The organism is Rothia terrae (assembly GCF_014705925.2).
Classification (GTDB): Bacteria; Actinomycetota; Actinomycetes; order Actinomycetales; family Micrococcaceae; genus Rothia; species Rothia terrae.
This window is the reverse complement of record NZ_CP061539.1, coordinates 2,103,319-2,119,050: the sequence shown is the minus strand read 5'-3', so window position 1 is coordinate 2,119,050 and position 15,732 is coordinate 2,103,319. Positions and strand designations below refer to the sequence as shown.

Annotated in this window: 16 protein-coding genes; all 16 read left to right on the top strand. The window is 54.3% G+C overall.

Annotated elements, in window-relative coordinates:
* The first annotated feature begins 61 nt into the window (after nucleotides 1-61).
* Nucleotides 62-2,179, top strand: a complete 2,118-nt coding sequence (locus IDM49_RS09680; protein ID WP_190724358.1) for an acyltransferase family protein — start codon at nucleotides 62-64, stop codon at nucleotides 2,177-2,179.
* A 264-nt stretch (nucleotides 2,180-2,443) separates the two neighbouring features.
* Nucleotides 2,444-3,493: an ABC transporter substrate-binding protein gene (locus tag IDM49_RS09675; protein ID WP_168615372.1), complete on the top strand. Its 1,050-nt coding sequence runs from the start codon at nucleotides 2,444-2,446 to the stop codon at nucleotides 3,491-3,493.
* Between the two features lie 75 nt (nucleotides 3,494-3,568).
* Nucleotides 3,569-4,621: a FecCD family ABC transporter permease gene (locus IDM49_RS09670; RefSeq protein WP_210729682.1), complete on the top strand. Its 1,053-nt coding sequence runs from the start codon at nucleotides 3,569-3,571 to the stop codon at nucleotides 4,619-4,621.
* Complete coding sequence (locus IDM49_RS09665; protein ID WP_190724357.1) at nucleotides 4,621-5,676, top strand: FecCD family ABC transporter permease; 1,056 nt, start codon at nucleotides 4,621-4,623, stop codon at nucleotides 5,674-5,676. Before IDM49_RS09670 ends, IDM49_RS09665 begins: the two co-directional genes overlap by 1 nt.
* On the top strand, nucleotides 5,676-6,482 hold the full coding sequence (locus IDM49_RS09660; RefSeq protein ID WP_190724356.1) for an ABC transporter ATP-binding protein: 807 nt from the start codon (nucleotides 5,676-5,678) through the stop codon (nucleotides 6,480-6,482). Before IDM49_RS09665 ends, IDM49_RS09660 begins: the two co-directional genes overlap by 1 nt.
* 6 nt (nucleotides 6,483-6,488) lie before the next feature.
* Nucleotides 6,489-7,532, top strand: a complete 1,044-nt coding sequence (locus IDM49_RS09655) for a siderophore-interacting protein (RefSeq protein WP_190724355.1) — start codon at nucleotides 6,489-6,491, stop codon at nucleotides 7,530-7,532.
* Between the two features lie 95 nt (nucleotides 7,533-7,627).
* A complete protein-coding gene (locus IDM49_RS09650) occupies nucleotides 7,628-8,437 on the top strand; it encodes an SGNH/GDSL hydrolase family protein (protein WP_228008079.1) in 810 nt (269 codons plus the stop codon).
* A gap of 568 nt (nucleotides 8,438-9,005) precedes the next feature.
* A complete protein-coding gene (gene rpmB / locus IDM49_RS09645; RefSeq protein WP_168615368.1) occupies nucleotides 9,006-9,242 on the top strand; it encodes a 50S ribosomal protein L28 in 237 nt (78 codons plus the stop codon).
* Between the two features lie 2 nt (nucleotides 9,243-9,244).
* On the top strand, nucleotides 9,245-9,415 hold the full coding sequence (rpmG, locus tag IDM49_RS09640; protein ID WP_168615367.1) for a 50S ribosomal protein L33: 171 nt from the start codon (nucleotides 9,245-9,247) through the stop codon (nucleotides 9,413-9,415).
* A gap of 3 nt (nucleotides 9,416-9,418) precedes the next feature.
* The gene (gene rpsN, locus IDM49_RS09635) at nucleotides 9,419-9,724 is read left to right on the top strand and encodes a 30S ribosomal protein S14 (RefSeq protein WP_168615366.1); all 306 of its coding nucleotides are present in this window, start codon (nucleotides 9,419-9,421) and stop codon (nucleotides 9,722-9,724) included.
* A 67-nt stretch (nucleotides 9,725-9,791) separates the two neighbouring features.
* The gene (locus tag IDM49_RS09630; RefSeq protein WP_168615365.1) at nucleotides 9,792-10,076 is read left to right on the top strand and encodes an HU family DNA-binding protein; all 285 of its coding nucleotides are present in this window, start codon (nucleotides 9,792-9,794) and stop codon (nucleotides 10,074-10,076) included.
* Nucleotides 10,077-10,253: 177 nt separating this feature from the next.
* Nucleotides 10,254-10,880, top strand: a complete 627-nt coding sequence (locus IDM49_RS09625; RefSeq protein ID WP_190724354.1) for a hypothetical protein — start codon at nucleotides 10,254-10,256, stop codon at nucleotides 10,878-10,880.
* Between the two features lie 12 nt (nucleotides 10,881-10,892).
* Nucleotides 10,893-11,450, top strand: a complete 558-nt coding sequence (locus tag IDM49_RS09620; RefSeq protein ID WP_190724353.1) for a copper resistance CopC family protein — start codon at nucleotides 10,893-10,895, stop codon at nucleotides 11,448-11,450.
* A 31-nt stretch (nucleotides 11,451-11,481) separates the two neighbouring features.
* The gene (locus IDM49_RS09615; protein ID WP_168615362.1) at nucleotides 11,482-12,162 is read left to right on the top strand and encodes a copper chaperone PCu(A)C; all 681 of its coding nucleotides are present in this window, start codon (nucleotides 11,482-11,484) and stop codon (nucleotides 12,160-12,162) included.
* A gap of 12 nt (nucleotides 12,163-12,174) precedes the next feature.
* The gene (locus tag IDM49_RS09610) at nucleotides 12,175-13,506 is read left to right on the top strand and encodes a Dyp-type peroxidase (protein WP_190724352.1); all 1,332 of its coding nucleotides are present in this window, start codon (nucleotides 12,175-12,177) and stop codon (nucleotides 13,504-13,506) included.
* Between the two features lie 23 nt (nucleotides 13,507-13,529).
* Entirely contained in the window at nucleotides 13,530-15,677 is a 2,148-nt protein-coding gene (locus IDM49_RS09605) for a cytochrome c oxidase assembly protein (protein ID WP_190724351.1), read from the top strand.
* Nucleotides 15,678-15,732: the final 55 nt, after the last annotated feature.

The window sequence follows — 15,732 nt, the reverse complement described above, 5'->3', positions numbered from 1 at the left end:
GTATATCAGGATTTTTTATTTTGGGTTTGCAAGATCAGCCTACTGGGGAATACGGATTGATATGAGCACAGCAGAAAAAACAAGGCGTAGAAAGCCGCTGGGGACCTACCTCGAAACCCGCGGCTTCCGCCCCGAAGTCCAAGGCCTACGCGCCCTGGCGGTACTCCTGGTCGTGATGTACCACGTCTGGTTCGGCAAAGTCTCCGGCGGCGTCGACGTCTTCCTACTCGTCTCAGCTTTCCTCCTGTCCCTATCTAACCTGCGCAAAATCAACGAACACAAACCACTGAACCTGATCAAGTACTGGTTGCATGTGTTCCAGCGTCTGATGCCCACCGCCGGTGTGGTTCTACTGTTGACACTTTTGGCGAGCTATTTCATCATGCCAGCCTCACGTTTTGCTGCTATGGTTGCTGATGCTAAAGCGTCCTTGCTCTACTACCAGAACTGGCATTTGGCGTTTAGTGCGGTGGATTATTATCAGCAAAACGCGACACTGAAGACTCCGTTTCAGCATTTTTGGTCGCTGTCGATGCAGGGGCAGATTTTCTTCCTTTGGCCTATTCTTTTTGCCATTGTGGCTTTGTTGGTGCGTAAGTTCCGTTTTAACTTGATGGGTTCTGCCCTGATGGTTTTTGGTACGGTCTTTGTTGCCTCACTGACGTGGTCGGTTATTTCGACTCAGACTCAGCAGGCTTTTGCGTATTTTGATACTCGTGCTCGTTTGTGGGAGTTTGCTGCTGGTACCTTGATTGCGATGGGGTCGATGTTGTGGAAGGCTCCTCGTGTTTTGCGTATTGTGATGGGCTGGGTTGGTGTTGTTGGTTTGGTTTCTGCTGGTATGGTTTTGCCGGTGGAGACTGGTTTTCCGGGGTATTTGGCGTTGTGGCCGATTGTTTCGGGTGCTTTGGTGATGTTGGCCGGCAATACTGAGTCGCGTTTTGGTGTGGATCGTATTTTGATGTCTCGTCCGTTGTTGTGGGTGGGTGAGTCTGCGTATGCGCTGTATTTGGTGCATTGGCCGTTGTTGATTTTGTATATGGTGTTTACGAATAAGCCGCATGCTGGTGTGGTTGATGGTGCGTTGATTATTGGTGTGGCTGTTGGTTTGGCGTGGGTGTTGCATCGGTTTGTGGAGCAACCACTACGCGGCGGCAAAACCACCCGCGCTCAGAAAAAAGACACCACCGCTCCATGGGCTGCCAAGCCCGCATCCTCATGGCGCACCAATAACCCGTGGATTCGTCCTATCATTACTGTGATCGCTTGTTTGGCCCTTATCGGCGGTCCCATAGCTGTTGCCCAGAACTGGGTGACAGACCGAGACTCCAGAATGGAGCAGCTAGCAGAGACCGGTGCAGGAACAGACGAATTTCCCGGCGCTGCCGCTATCCAGAATGGCGAGCCTGCTCTCTATGCCTACCCGCCGATTCCCGCATCCAATCCTCAAAGTCAGTTCGACGGTCTGACGCAACAGTGCTCCGACGCATCTTCTATGCCATCGGGCCTGGAAAAGTACTGTGCCGAAGACTCCTGGGGAAGCGAAGATGAACCTCTCACCGTAGTGGTGGGTGACTCTCATGCCGAGCAGGCTCTGGCGTCCTATCGTCCTATTGCTGAGGACAACCAGAGCAATATGCGCGCTTTCTTGCTTGGCGGATGCCACTTCACCGTGGTGCTAGATTCACCGGAGCAAGACTGTAACACCTTCCGCAAACAGGCTATGCAGGAAATTCTTCGTGAACGACCGGACAACGTGCTGATGCTGGTAACAGCTGCACAGCCAGGATCTAACCAGGAGGTTTTGATTCCTGGAATTGAAGAGACGGTGCAAAAGTTGACGGACGCCGGTATTAATGTGATTGCCCTGCGCGATAACCCGCGGTATACAGAAGATCTGTATAACTGCGCTCAGTTGCATGCCAACGATACAGGCGTATGTTCTGCTCCTGTGTCAGAGAAACTTGCTGCAACTAACCCGGCGCAAGAGCTGATTGACTCTAACCCCGGTGTGTTTGGTGTGGATTTGACGGAATACTACTGTCCCGATGGCGTATGTACTCCGCTGATTGGAAATATTTACGTGTATATCGACCACAACCATATTTCTAAGTCTTACGCCAAGACAGTATCGCCGATGATGCGTCAGCAATTGAACGCGCAAGGACTAGGAGTATAAGAGCCTATTCCTTCCACAGGGTGGACGTACTGTAGCAGGTGCGTCCACCCTTTTTGTATCTTCTGTTTCTCTCAAAACCGGCTGCGATATGGGCGTTTACTCGCAGGGTCTGGTTGGTGACAGGCCGTCAGCAAGAAAATAAGTAATTTAGTCATAAAAATTTGCTCAAATACCCTCACCGCGGCTAACCTTGTTGATGAATTAGGCATACCTAAGCACACTCTTTCTTCGTACTCATTAAGCCTCTTACAAGGAGCCCCAGACATGGTCGTCATTTCACGCGGTGCATTTTTGAAAGCTGCAGCGGCAACAGCTGCCGCAACCATTTTGGCAGGTTGCTCAACCGGATCCAACGACGAATCCACCTCAAACTCCTCTGTTGAAAGCGGCCCCTACACCGTCAAGCACGCATTTGGCGAGACTACGTTCGATTCCGTACCTCAGAAAATTGCGGTAGTACAGTTCTGGCAGAACCCCGATGCGCTTTTGTCACTGGGTGTTGTTCCCGTTGGCGCTCCCATCGTTTCTTGGGGTGGCAATGACAACCAGTCAACTCCATGGTTCGATAAGAAGCTGGAGGAACTCGGCGGCGAACAGCCCACGCGTTACGACGAAACTGATGGCCCCAACTACGAAGAGTTGGCAAAGCTCGAGCCCGATGCTATCTTCTCTCCTTACGGCGATATGAGCCAGGAAATCTACGATAAGCTCACCGAAATCGCGCCCGTTGTTCCCGCACCTGAAGGCGTTGGCTCCTGGGCGGCATCATGGCAGCAGACCGTAGAAATGGCCGGCAAGATGCTGAAGAAGGAAGATGACGCCAAGAAGGTTATCGAAGACACCGAGAAGCAGCTCAAAGACAAGGCCGCTGAATACGAAAACCTGCAGGGCGCAACCTTCATCGCCGGCGCTTTTGACAACAAGCAGAATACCTTCGGTGCGTACACCTCATCGGACGCGCGTCCTCGCTTCTTCAGCCTGATGGGCATGGAACTAGCCCCTTACATTAAGGAGCACGAAGGCGGCGCTGACTCATTCTTCGTTAACGTCTCGGCAGAGGTCATCGACCAGCTAGAAGCTGACGCTGTATGGGCATGGACCGAAACTGAAGAAGATATTCAGAAGACCAAAGACAACAAGCTCTTCGCTCAGATGCCTGCCCTCAAGAACGACGCGGTAGTCTTCGAAAGCGACAAGACTTTCGGCTTGGCTCTTTCTGCAACGTCACCGCTGTCACTACTGTGGGCAGTGAATGAAACCGACGTGCTTGACAACATGTCAAAGGCAGTCGAAAACACCAAAAAAGCTGCGTAACTATACACTCTAAAAACCAAGGCTGCCGCGGATTACCCCAGCGGTAGCCTTGGTGTTTTCTCTCAAGGTCTCTTTGTGATTTCATCTTTGACCCGCCAGAAGCAACAACGGCGAGCACGCAAAATAACATCTGCTAAGTCGCGGCAGGTGCCGGTGATGCTTACCCTTTTGCTACTCTTTGGTCTTGCTGTTGTGGCATCGGTGCTGATTGGCACTCGAACCATTGGGGTGGGGGTTTTCGCTGATTTCTTGTTGAAGCGACCTGTGCCCGATATGGAAGCTGCGATTATTGATCAGCGTTTAGTGCGCACTTTGTGGGCTGCAACAATTGGAGCTGCCCTAGCGCTGGCTGGTGCTGGAATGCAGGGTGTCACTCGTAATCCGCTGGGTGATCCTGGCATCCTCGGCGTCAACTCGGGTGCTGCTTTTGCCGTGGTGTTCGGCATTGCTTTTCTGGGGATGGAGTCACCCGCGTCCTTTGCTATCTTGGCGTTCGTAGGCGCGGCCGTGACGTCGGTTCTTGTCTATGCGCTGGCATCGATTGGGCGCGATGGTGCAACGCCGGTTAAGCTTGCGCTGATGGGTGCTGCTATTTCTGCCGGTCTAGGCTCTTTTACCTCGGCTTTCATTTTGCAGTTTAGCGACGCCCTGGATTCTTTGCGGATGTGGCAGCTGGGCACCGTTGCTGGCGCATCGATGGAAAATTTCTTCCCGGGTATTTTTATGCTGATTGCCGGTGCACTCATTCTGGTGTTCAGTTCTAAAACCATTAATAACTTTGCTTTGGGCGATGATATGGCGGCGTCACTGGGCGAAAATGTTGCTTTGAAGCGCTTCATCATTTTTATCGGTATCACGCTTCTGTGCGGAACCGCTACGTCGATGACCGGGCCTATCGCGTTTTTGGGGCTGATGGCACCGCATGCCTTGCGTGCGTTGGTTGGCCCCGATTATCGTCTGATCATTCCGTTGTCTGCAGTGTTTGGCGCAGTGTTGCTGATGGTTGCAGATACCGTAGGACGCGTCATTATGCCGCCTGAAGAAGTTCAGGTAGGCGTCACTATGGTGCTGGTAGGCGTGCCCGTCTTTCTCTACCTTGTTCGTTTTCAGAAGGCGGTTGATCTCTAATGCCGGCTTTCACGACTCACAACTCGTCGCCCGCCCAGCGTGTCAAGGACCTTCGCACGAGGTCGCATCGACGCCCCCGTCGGGCTATTGCGGTGCTTGCTGTTGCCGTGCTCGCTGTCTTTTTGATGCGCGTCCTTTTAGGGTCTTACACCGTTACTTTTCCTGATTTTTTGACCATTCTTCAGGGTGGCACTGTTGAGGGTGCACGCGGTGCCCGGTTTATTGTTATGGAAGATAAGCTGCCGCGGGCTGTCCTTGGGTTACTGGTCGGTATGGCCTTTGGCGCATCCGGCGCTATTTTTCAGCTGCTTTTGCGTAATCCATTGGCTTCCCCGGACGTTATCGGTATTAGTACCGGTGCTTCTTTGGGAGCTGTGCTCGGCATTGTCTATTGGGGAGCTACCGGTTTTTCGCTCTCTATCTTTGCAGTTGTTTTTTCGCTCCTGATTGCCGTGGGAATTATGGCGCTGTCGTCAGGACGCGGCAACGTGGGTCACCGGTTTATTTTGATGGGCATTGGTGTCTCGGCCTTAGCAGGTTCTATCATCAACTATTTGATTTCTCGCATGAACCTGAACTCGGCGTCGTCGGCTGCTCTGTGGATGACGGGTTCCTTATCGTCAGCTAACTGGGATCGAATCTCGATTCTGCTCCTGGTGTTAGCCGTGATTGTTCCATTTGTGGTGGTGCTGCATTCTCGTCTTCACGCGATAGCGGTGGGGGAGGAACTCGCCCATAGCCTGGGGCTCAACGTTGCGATCACGCGGTGGATTTTCATTGTTCTGGGTGTTTTGTTGGCGGCAGTAGCTACCGCTGCTACAGGCCCTATTGCCTTTGTAGCTTTTGTCTCTGGCCCCATTGCGCGAAGGCTAATAGGCGGCGCCCATAGTCTTACCGCATCGGCACTGGTTGGCGCCTTCATCGTCCTTCTTGCCGATTTCATCGCGTCAAACTACATCGCCTCAGGCTCCATGCCTGTAGGAGTTCTGACAGGCATCTTTGGCGCCCCCATTCTTATCTGGTTACTCGTTCGCGCTCAGAAAGAGGCAGGCTAGTGAAAACGGCACAGCACAGACAACTTACCCTCAACAACGTGAGCCTCGGCTACGGCGCAAAAACTATTGTCAAGGATCTTTCATTAGAGATTCCTGCCGGGCAAATGACCGCTATTATCGGTGCGAACGGTTGCGGAAAATCGACGCTCCTGCGCGGTATTTCTAAGCTGTTAAAGCCTGAAAACGGTGAGATTTTGTTGGATGGCAAAAGCATCCACAGCTACCCCTCGAAAGAGTTTGCGCGCACGGTGGGATTGCTACCGCAGGCTCCGATTGCACCGGACGGAATCACTGTTGCAGATCTTGTATCTCGCGGTCGCTTTCCGTACCAGGGACTTTTCAAACGTAACAGCGCAGAAGATGATGAAGCTGTGGCTTGGGCATTGCAGGCTACCCACACCATGGATTTGGCTGAAAAACAGGTGACTGAACTTTCCGGTGGTCAGCGTCAGCGTGTATGGATTGCTATGGCGTTGGCTCAAGAAACAGACATCCTGCTACTTGATGAGCCCACCACCTATTTGGATTTAGCGCACCAGGTTGAGCTTCTCGATCTGCTCTGCGAGCTAAACGAAGAGCGGGGGACCACCATGGTGATGGTTCTTCACGAGCTCAATCTCGCTGCCCGCGCTGCCCACCACCTTGTGGCGATGCGCGACGGCGTCATTGAAAGTGCGGGAACCCCCGCTGAAGTGATGACTTCAGAGAATTTGCGATCAATCTTTGGCTTGCGCGCATCGGTGTACGATCCTGCTGACGATGGATCGATCGTTATTGTGCCTGATGCTCGAGAGGGAAGGAGATAACTGCTCATGGCAGCTGCACGTAAAATCAGCGACCCCAACCGGTTTGCAATTTTTCCGGTCGCGGTGTCAGCGGTTAAACGAATTTCCGAGCACTATCTGCGCATCAGTCTGACCGGCCCCGCGTTGCACGCATTCGCTGGCCCGGTAAATGCGGGACAGGGATTCATGCACGATGCCTACATCAAACTGCTGATTCCGCCACCTGGTGAAACAAAGCCCACCGACATTGAGCTAAACGAAGACTGGCGCTCTCAGTGGTTCTGCCGTCCCGAACACGAACGCGGCTGGATGCGAACCTACACTCTGCGCGCCGTGCGTCGCGTAGACGTTGCTACCGCCCCGGAGGTCACCGCGTCCTTGCGTACCTCAACGATGCTGTGCTCCCAAATTCCTCTGCGCACCAGTTTGCCTCATTGGCAGCCCGAAGTTGATATTGATTTTGTGTTGCATGAGGACGAAAACGGGGTAATGGGGCCCGGCTCCGCGTGGGCAGCCCAAGCGCAGGTGGGCGATATGATTTCGTTCTTTGGTCCTCTGGATCCTGAGCCGCTCTGGACAACCTGGAACCCAGAGCACGCGAACCGCGCGCTGATTTGTGTTGATGAAACAGGTGTACCCGCAGCTCTTTCTATCGCCGGTTCATTGCCGGAGGGCGTGACCACCGATATTTTGCTAGAGGTTCCTAGCGATACCGATATTCCCGAGGAACGGCTGACTCTTATTAATGACGAAGTGCTCAACCGTAACTCTGTGAGTATTCACTGGCTAGCGCGAAACAGGCAGACAGAGCGCGGACAACAGCTGTGCTCGCGCCTGCGTTCGGTGCTCGATGTGGAACGAAAGAGCCTCACAGCGCAAGAACCTGAACCTGAAGGTATGTGGCCGGTGCTGTGGAACGTTGCGGAGGATATTGGCGATACCTACGTCTTTCTCGCCGGAGAATCGAGCGTTGTGCGGTCTTTGCGTCGCATCTGCGTGAACGAGGCCGGTATTGATAAGAAGAGTGTTTCTTTCATGGGCTACTGGAAAGAAGGACGCGCTGAAGGCTAGCTCGTGAGAGACAAGACAGCTTTGTGCCTTTAGGCCTTTCACAGTGAAGAGTAGAGTAATTTAGACTGTTCAGTTCGCATGGAAGGTAGGTTCTGGTGTCTTCGCTGGGTTCTCATGAAAGTATTCGCTATGTCGCTTTAGGCGATTCGTTTACGGAGGGCGTAGGTGATGTCGACCAGGCGCGTCCTAACGGCGTGCGAGGTTGGGCAGACCGTGTGGCTGAGCAGTTTATGCTCGCTGACCCGCAGGCGCAGTACGCGAACCTGGCTATACGCGGTCGCTTGCTGGGGCAGATCCTCGATGAGCAGGTGGACGCGGCGTTAGAACTTAAACCCAACTTGGTGAGTATCTACGGTGGCGGTAACGATATTCTGCGCCCCAACGTTGATATTGATGCCCTGATGCGGCGTTACGATACCGCTATTGAGAAACTGCAATCTGCTGGTATTCAGGTTTTCACGTTCACTAACATGGATGTGCGAGATTTCAACACTTTCAAGCACACGCGTCAGCGAAGCGCACTGTATAACGAGCTGTTGCGTGAAATCGTTGATAAGCACGAGCTTATTCTGGTGGATTACTGGCGTATGCGTGATTTTTCGGATTGGCGTTACTGGAGCAGCGACCGTCTGCACATGAATGCTGCGGGTCATATCAAGATGGCAGGACGCGTCTTAGAAACGCTCAGCCATGATCGCGGTAGTTTGATGGAAGCACCTATTCCGGAGGCTCTGAACTATACGCGGATGCAGCTTATTCGTGAGAATGCGCGGTGGACGCGTGAGTTTGTGATGCCGTGGATTGGTCGCCGGTTGCGCGGAACAAGCTCGGGTGATGGGCTTGAGCCGAAGTACTCTCAACTGATGCGTTTTGATATTGAGCCTGAGGTGTCTAACGGGCGGTAAAGCCACCTCTGAGAGAAGGTGGAACCCTTGATTTTTAAGAGGAGTATGCCCGTCTTCACTTGGTTAAGCCGTTAAAGTCACACTGTAAATTGCACGCGTGTAATTTAGGGGAGCTGGTTGGTATTGAAAGGCTGTCGGATCGACAGCTAAAAGCCTTTCTGACTTGTGCAAATACTTCATCTGAACTATAATTTTCTAGTGCCTTAAAGCAAGATTTTGAAAGCGCGCTTCAATGTTCGCCATCGTCACAGGCTAATAAAACCGCGAAAAATCAACGGATTTAAACCTGTGCAGCTTGCAAGAAGCCCGCTATTTACCTAGACTTTAAGGCTGTTCGTAGTGGTGGCAACACCTCTCGACCACTAACAAAGCTTCACCGTTTTTCCCGCGGCGAGAATCTGCTTCGGCCTCTCACCCGAATTGACAGATTCTAGACACTCTAGCCTTGGAGAATAACCCGGTGCTCTACCTTGGTGGCGGGACGCCTTCACTGTTTTTTACCGGCCGCTTACCGGTTTAAAAAGCACACTGCGTACCGTCATTTCGTCAACATTTGGAGGAGACTACTATGGCAGCTGTCTGCCAGGTGACCGGAGCTGTTCCCGGCTTTGGACACAGCATCTCGCACTCACACCGTCGCAACAAGCGTCGTTTTGACCCGAACGTACAGAAGAAGAAGTACTACGTACCTTCACTTCGTCGCAACGTAACCCTCAACGTATCAGCTAAGGGCATCAAGGTAATTGACGCTCGTGGTATCGATGCAGTTGTAGCTGAAATCATCGCACGCGGGGAGAAGATCTAAGCATGGCTTCAAAGACTAAGGACGTTCGTCCTATCATCAAGCTCAAGTCCACTGCGGGCACCGGTTACACCTACGTAACCCGTAAGAACCGCCGTAACAACCCTGATCGTATGGTTCTCAAGAAGTACGATCCCGTAGTGCGCAAGCACGTTGACTTCCGAGAGGAGCGCTAAACAATGGCTAAGAAGTCAAAGATCGCTCGCAACGAGCAGCGCAAGGTCATCGTTGCTCGCTACGCTGAAAAGCGCGAACAGCTCAAGAAGACCCTCATCGACGAAAACGCGTCACCCGAGGAGCGCGAAGCAGCGCGCGTAGGCTTGCAGAAGCTTCCCCGCAACGCTTCACCCGTTCGCGTACGCAACCGTGACCAGATCGACGGTCGTCCCCGTGGTACCTTCCAGAAGTTCGGTATCTCACGTGTTCGCTTCCGTAACATGGCGCACCGCGGCGAGCTTCCCGGCATCACCAAGTCAAGCTGGTAAATTGTGACGTGAGGTTTGCTAAGCTAAAAACCTCACCTCATGTATTACGTCTCAGGAGGGACATCTAATGGCTAAGAACCGTAGCGAACTCGTTGCAGAGGTTGCAGACAAGGCTGGCACCAGTCAGGCAGCAGTAAACGGTGTGCTCGACGCACTGTTCCAGGTTTTCGAGTCTTCAGTTGCTCAGGGCGAAAAGATCACCATCCCCGGTTGGATGGCAATCGAGCGCACTGACCGTGCAGCACGCACCGGCCGCAACCCCCAGACCGGCGAAACCATTCAGATTCCGGCAGGTCACGGCGTTAAGCTGACCGCTGGTTCAAAGCTGAAAGCTGCTGTTTCAAAGAAGTAATTCTTTGAGATTCTAAGCTCTAACGGGGATTCCCTCGTAAAAAGTCGCTTCACCATCGTTGGTGAGGCGACTTTTTTGTTTAAAAGTTGGATCTTATGCGGTGAGCAGACGCTGTAGAATGGTCTGTATCTGTCCTGCGTGATGAACGCATCCAACCCGCTGTAAAGGAGTATCACCGTGGCTGTATCGCGCGTTGCTGCTCTGGTGCGTGGTTGGACGGTTGCTACCTGCGCGACCATGCTGGGTGCTGCCTCGCACGGTCTGGCAGGCGGTGAGCTTCCGCATCCGCTTGTGTGGGCTTTGTGTACTTCGCTGTCTGCGATGGTTAGCGTGTTTATTGCTGGACGCGGGCTAGGACGCCTGCCCTTGGCGCTTGCGGTTGCTGCATCTCAGGGGATTTACCACCTGATTTTCTCGGGGCATCACGGCGCTCATCTGAGTTCTGTCGCCGGGGCCGGGCACGCGCATCATGCTGCGGTTCAGCAGCTGAATGTCGTTACCGTTGCTCACGAACCGGCATCATGGGGTATGTGGGCTAGCCACCTTGTGGCAGCCGTTATCACCTTTGCGGTGCTGAGCCGTGGCGAGCACGCTCTGATACGTTGCGCGCACCTTGCTAGCGCGTCCATTGAGCGACTGTGGCAGCTTGTTACCGTGCAGCTACGTATACCTGCCAAGGTTATCCGTCTGTGCATCGATTATGCGCCGACATCTCGTCTTTATCTTTTAGTGAAAGCCTGTGGAAGCAGAGGGCCGCCCGTTCCTTGCGGACCTTTTGTAACCCACTCATTTTCAACTCTATAAGGATAAATTGTGATGTCTTCACAGACTAAACCCCGTAACATCTTGATTGCTCTTTTCTTCGCTTTTTTCGCGTTGCTGGGCATGAGCCCTGCACAGGCACACGACGAGCTGGTGTCATCCGATCCGGCTGCGGACGCGTCATTGCAGAGCACCCCGCAAGAAATCACCCTGACCTACAGTGCAGAGATCATGGAAATCGGTAACGAAGTTCGTGTGACGAACTCAGCCGGTGACGTGGTAAGCGACGGCGACGCGAAAACTGAAGGACGCGACGTCGTTCAGAACATTAAGTCGAGTGACGCAACTGATGAGACCTACACGGTGACCTGGCGCGTCGTTTCATCTGACGGTCACCCCATTCAGGGCGAGTACAAGTTCACTGTTGGTAACGGTGCACAGGCAGGTTCCTCAGCGCAGCCCTCAGAAACTGCAGCATCTGCCGAAGCAGCATCCGAAAACGCGGATGCGAAGACCGGCTTCACCCCGCTGAACATCGGCATCTTCGCGGTAGCAGCACTTGCTGTTCTGGGCGTGCTGGCAACCGTCTTGGCTAAGAACCGCAAGCGTTAAACACAATATTTTTCATAAAAGGAACACACTTTTGAAAACTTCATCTTTGCGTGCCTTCATGGCGGTAGCGTCCCTGTCTGTTCTTGCCCTGAGCGGTTGCTCGGCGGCGGACCAATCCACTAACGCAGGGGATTCTAGCGCTTCTGTCAGCGCCTCATCTGAAGGCGCGTTGAGCATTTCTCAGCCGTGGATTAAAGCCGCAGACAACGGTATGACGGCGGCATTTGGCACTGTCACCAACAATAGCGACCAGCCGGTTAAAATCACCGGCGCCACCACCGATATCTCTGACGACGTGCAGTTGCACGTGACTGAAATTGATCCCAATACGGGCACCTCGCAGATGAAAGAAGCAACAGACGGCTTCACCATCGAACCCGGTGCCAGCCACGAACTGGCGCCCGGTGGCGACCACATTATGCTCATGAACGTAGGATGCTCGCTGAAAACCGGCAACAATGCTGAGATTACCGTGAAGCTCGAGGACGGCTCATCGCAGACTTTCACTTTTGAGGTGCGCGATTACCAGGGCGCTCAAGAGAAATACGCCCCCGGTGAGAGTGCATCGGCTACTGCATCGGAGTCAGCTGAACACAGTGACCAGGAGATGGGCGATATGGAGAACATGGATCATTCATCCATGGACCACTCTGCGATGTCACATTCAGCTTCTGCCAGCGAGTCAGCACTGCCCGAGTGCCACTCTCACTAAGGTGTGAATGAGATGAGTGATTCTCGGCAGGCGCACGATACACAAAAGCTACCCGACGACAGCTCTTTACCCCGGGTAACACCAGCAGCGGGGGAGCAAACCCCCACTGGCTGGAGTAGACGGACCGCCATCGCGGCGGGTCTAGGAGCTGGTGCAGGAGTAGTTGCCGGCGCGGGGTCAGCGTACGCCTACGCGTCCTCCCAATCCCCTGAATATACGCCGAATCTTTCGACCGCCACGGTGGGATTTTACGGCGATAAGCAGGCTGGAATTGACACACCGCCACCGGCGTACGGGCAATTTATTGCTTTTGACTTAGGGGAAAATACCACTAAGGACGCTGTCGCACGCCTGCTGAGAATCCTCACCCAAGACGCTGCCCAGCTCACTGCCGGTCAAGCGCCTATCGTGGACCAAGAACCCGAGTTAGCGGCTGTGCCAGCTAACCTGACGGTTACTGTCGGCTTTGGTGAACGCATCTTCGACATTGTGGCGCCGGAGAAAAAACCTGACTGGCTGAAACCGCTTCCCGCCTTCAAACAGATCGACAGGCTAGACGATGCGTGGAACGACGGTGATCTTTTACTTCAGCTGTGTGCCGATGACCGCGTGACGCTCGCACACGCGCAGCGTGCCCTGCTTAAAGGTCTGCGCTCGTTCGGCTCTATCCGCTGGGTGCAAGAAGGCTTTCGACGCTCGTACGGTAGCGAGAACCCGGGAGAAACCACCCGTAACCTGTTCGGCCAGATTGATGGGACAATCAACCCCACCAGCGCTGATGACACCATGAACCAGTATGTGTGGGGCCAGAATCTTGAAGGCGTGCAGGCATGGGAGCCGGGCGGTACATCGTTAGTGATTCGACGCATCCACATGAACATGGACACCTGGGATTTATCGGACAGACCAGCACGCGAGGACGCTGTGGGGCGCAAGCTCTCAAACGGTGCACCACTCACGGGCACCAACGAGCACGATGTTGCCGACCTTGGCGCCACCAACGAGCTGGGCTTTACCGTTATCGCACCCTACGCCCATATTCGCCGTGCTGCCCCAGAAAAAGAGGCCGAACGCATCCTGCGCCGACCCTACAACTACGATTTGCCGGTCAGCCACGCCAGCGGCATCTCGCAACACGGGGATATCACCGGCGGTATCTCACAAACGGGTCTGATCTTCTGCTCATACCAAGCGGATCCCATCCAGCAGTTTGTGCCCATCCAGCAACGCCTTGCGGAGTTAGATATGCTCAATACATGGACTACTCCTATTGGCTCAGCTGTCTTTGCCATCCCCGCCGGATGCCGTGAAGACCAGTTCATCGGCCAATCGCTGTTTAGCTAACATCACCACCACAAGGAACACGCATGAGTACATCAGTAGCACCTGCTAAAACACTGTCACCGCTGTGGGTGTGGTCGTTTCCGCTTGCCGCACTTGTATTCTTAGCGGTTTCTTTTGTGGTGACCGGCGCGAACGCTGGCACCGAACTAGCCGATGCCGGCCCGGTAGTGCGCTGGCTGCTGCCGATTGCAGAAATCATTGAGAACTTTGCGATGGCGACAGTCATCGGTTCGCTGGTTTTTGCTATCGGCATTGTGCCGCGCTTTGCCGATGACACCCGCCGACGCGCGTCCTACAATATGGCTCACGCCTACAACAAAGAGCAACGCCTCAAGAACATCGGCCGCGACGAATACCCAGGTTTCACGCGGCTGATGACTCTAGCCTCGGCAGCATCCGTGGTGTGGACGCTCGCGGCAATCGCCCAGCTCGTGCTCTCGTACGCTGAAATTTCAGGACGCGGCGTCAGCACCTCTAATTCTTACACCGACGAGCTCGTCAGCTATATCACCACCATTACCGCAGGCCAGGCGCAGGCAACCACCGTCATTGTTGCGGCGGTTGTCTCTACCCTGACCTTTGCGGTGCGCTCGCTGACAGGCCTGCTAGTGACTTGCGGATTGTCCCTACTGGGCATCGTGACGCTGGCGCTGACCGGTCACTCATCAGGCGGCGACGACCACATGGCGGCGGTCAACTCGCTGGGTCTGCACGTTTTGGGTGTGAGCCTGTGGTGCGGTGGGCTGATTGCGCTGGCGTTTATTGCTCGCAGTATCTCCGGTAAGGACGCTGGCACCGGCACCGTCGCCGAAAGCGCGCGCGGTGAAAAAACCGCCTCCTCACGCCGTGCACCGATGGCCGTCGCGGTTCTCAAACGCTACTCAATGGTTGCTCTGTTCAGCTTTGTGCTGGTAACAATTTCGGGTATTATCAACGGTGATTTGCGCATGTACTCGTGGGCTAACCTTGTCACTGCCTACGGCACCCTGCTGATTCTTAAGCTCGCCCTTACCCTGGTGTTGGGTGCGATTGGTGCGGCTCATCGTCTGCGTCTGATTCCGCAGATGGAAACCGGGAAGGTTTCTGGTCTCCCCGGCGTTTGGCAGGCAATTATCGCGGAGCTAATCATTATGGGTGGCGTGATGGGCTTAGCTGTTTCGCTCTCGCGCACCGCTCCACCTAAGCTCGAAGAATTGCCGGTGGACGCGTCCCCGGTACGCATCATCACCGACTACGAAATGCCGCCGGAGCCGCACGTTGCAGAATGGTTCACCCAGTGGCGTATCGACTGGTTCTGGGTAGCTCTCATTATTTTCTTGGCATTTGTTTACCTCTGGGCGTTCGCGCGCGTCAAGCGTGTGGGCGGCACGTGGAGTATCCTGCGCACCGCGTCATGGCTGGTGGGGCTCTTCCTGCTGCACTTTGTGACCTCGGGATCGCTGGCGGTCTACTCGCAGGTGCTGTTCTCAGCGCACATGGTGGAGCACATGTCGTTGACCATGATTATCCCGACCTTCCTAGTCATGGGCGCACCGATTACGCTGCTACTTCGCGCACTTGAACCGCGCCAGGACGGCACCCGCGGACCTCGTGAATGGATTTTACGTCTTGTACATTCCACCTGGTCAAAGGTTATTACTAACCCGATTTTCGCCGGTGTGAACTTCGCGGGATCTCTGATCATCATGTACTTCACCCCGCTGTTTGGCATCTCGATGCGCTACCATGTGGGCCACGAATTCATGCTGATTCACTTCTTGCTCACCGGCTACCTCTTTGTGCTGGTGCTCATCGGCATTGACCCTATCCCGCACCGTCCTGCGTACCCCATGCGTTTGGTTCTGCTGATTGTGACGCTGGGTTATCACGCCTTTGTGGGCATTGCGATTATGCACGGCAAGGCACTGCTACTGGCGTCCTGGTTCGGTAATCTCGGACGCACGTGGGGCGGCACCGCGCTGGAAGACCAGCAACTGGGCGGCGCGATTATGTGGGGCATGGGTGAAATTCCCACCATGGTGGTCGCAATTATTGTTGCTATCCAGTGGGCAGCGGCGGATAAGAAACTGTCCAAGCGTCTGGACCGTCAGGCAGATCGCGATGGCGATGCTGAACTGAACGCCTACAACGAGATGTTCGCACAGTACTCTGAGCAAGACGAGCGGCGGTAGGTTTTAGGTAGACGCGAGGGGTCAGGTCTCGTTCAAGAATCGGGGATTTTTGAAC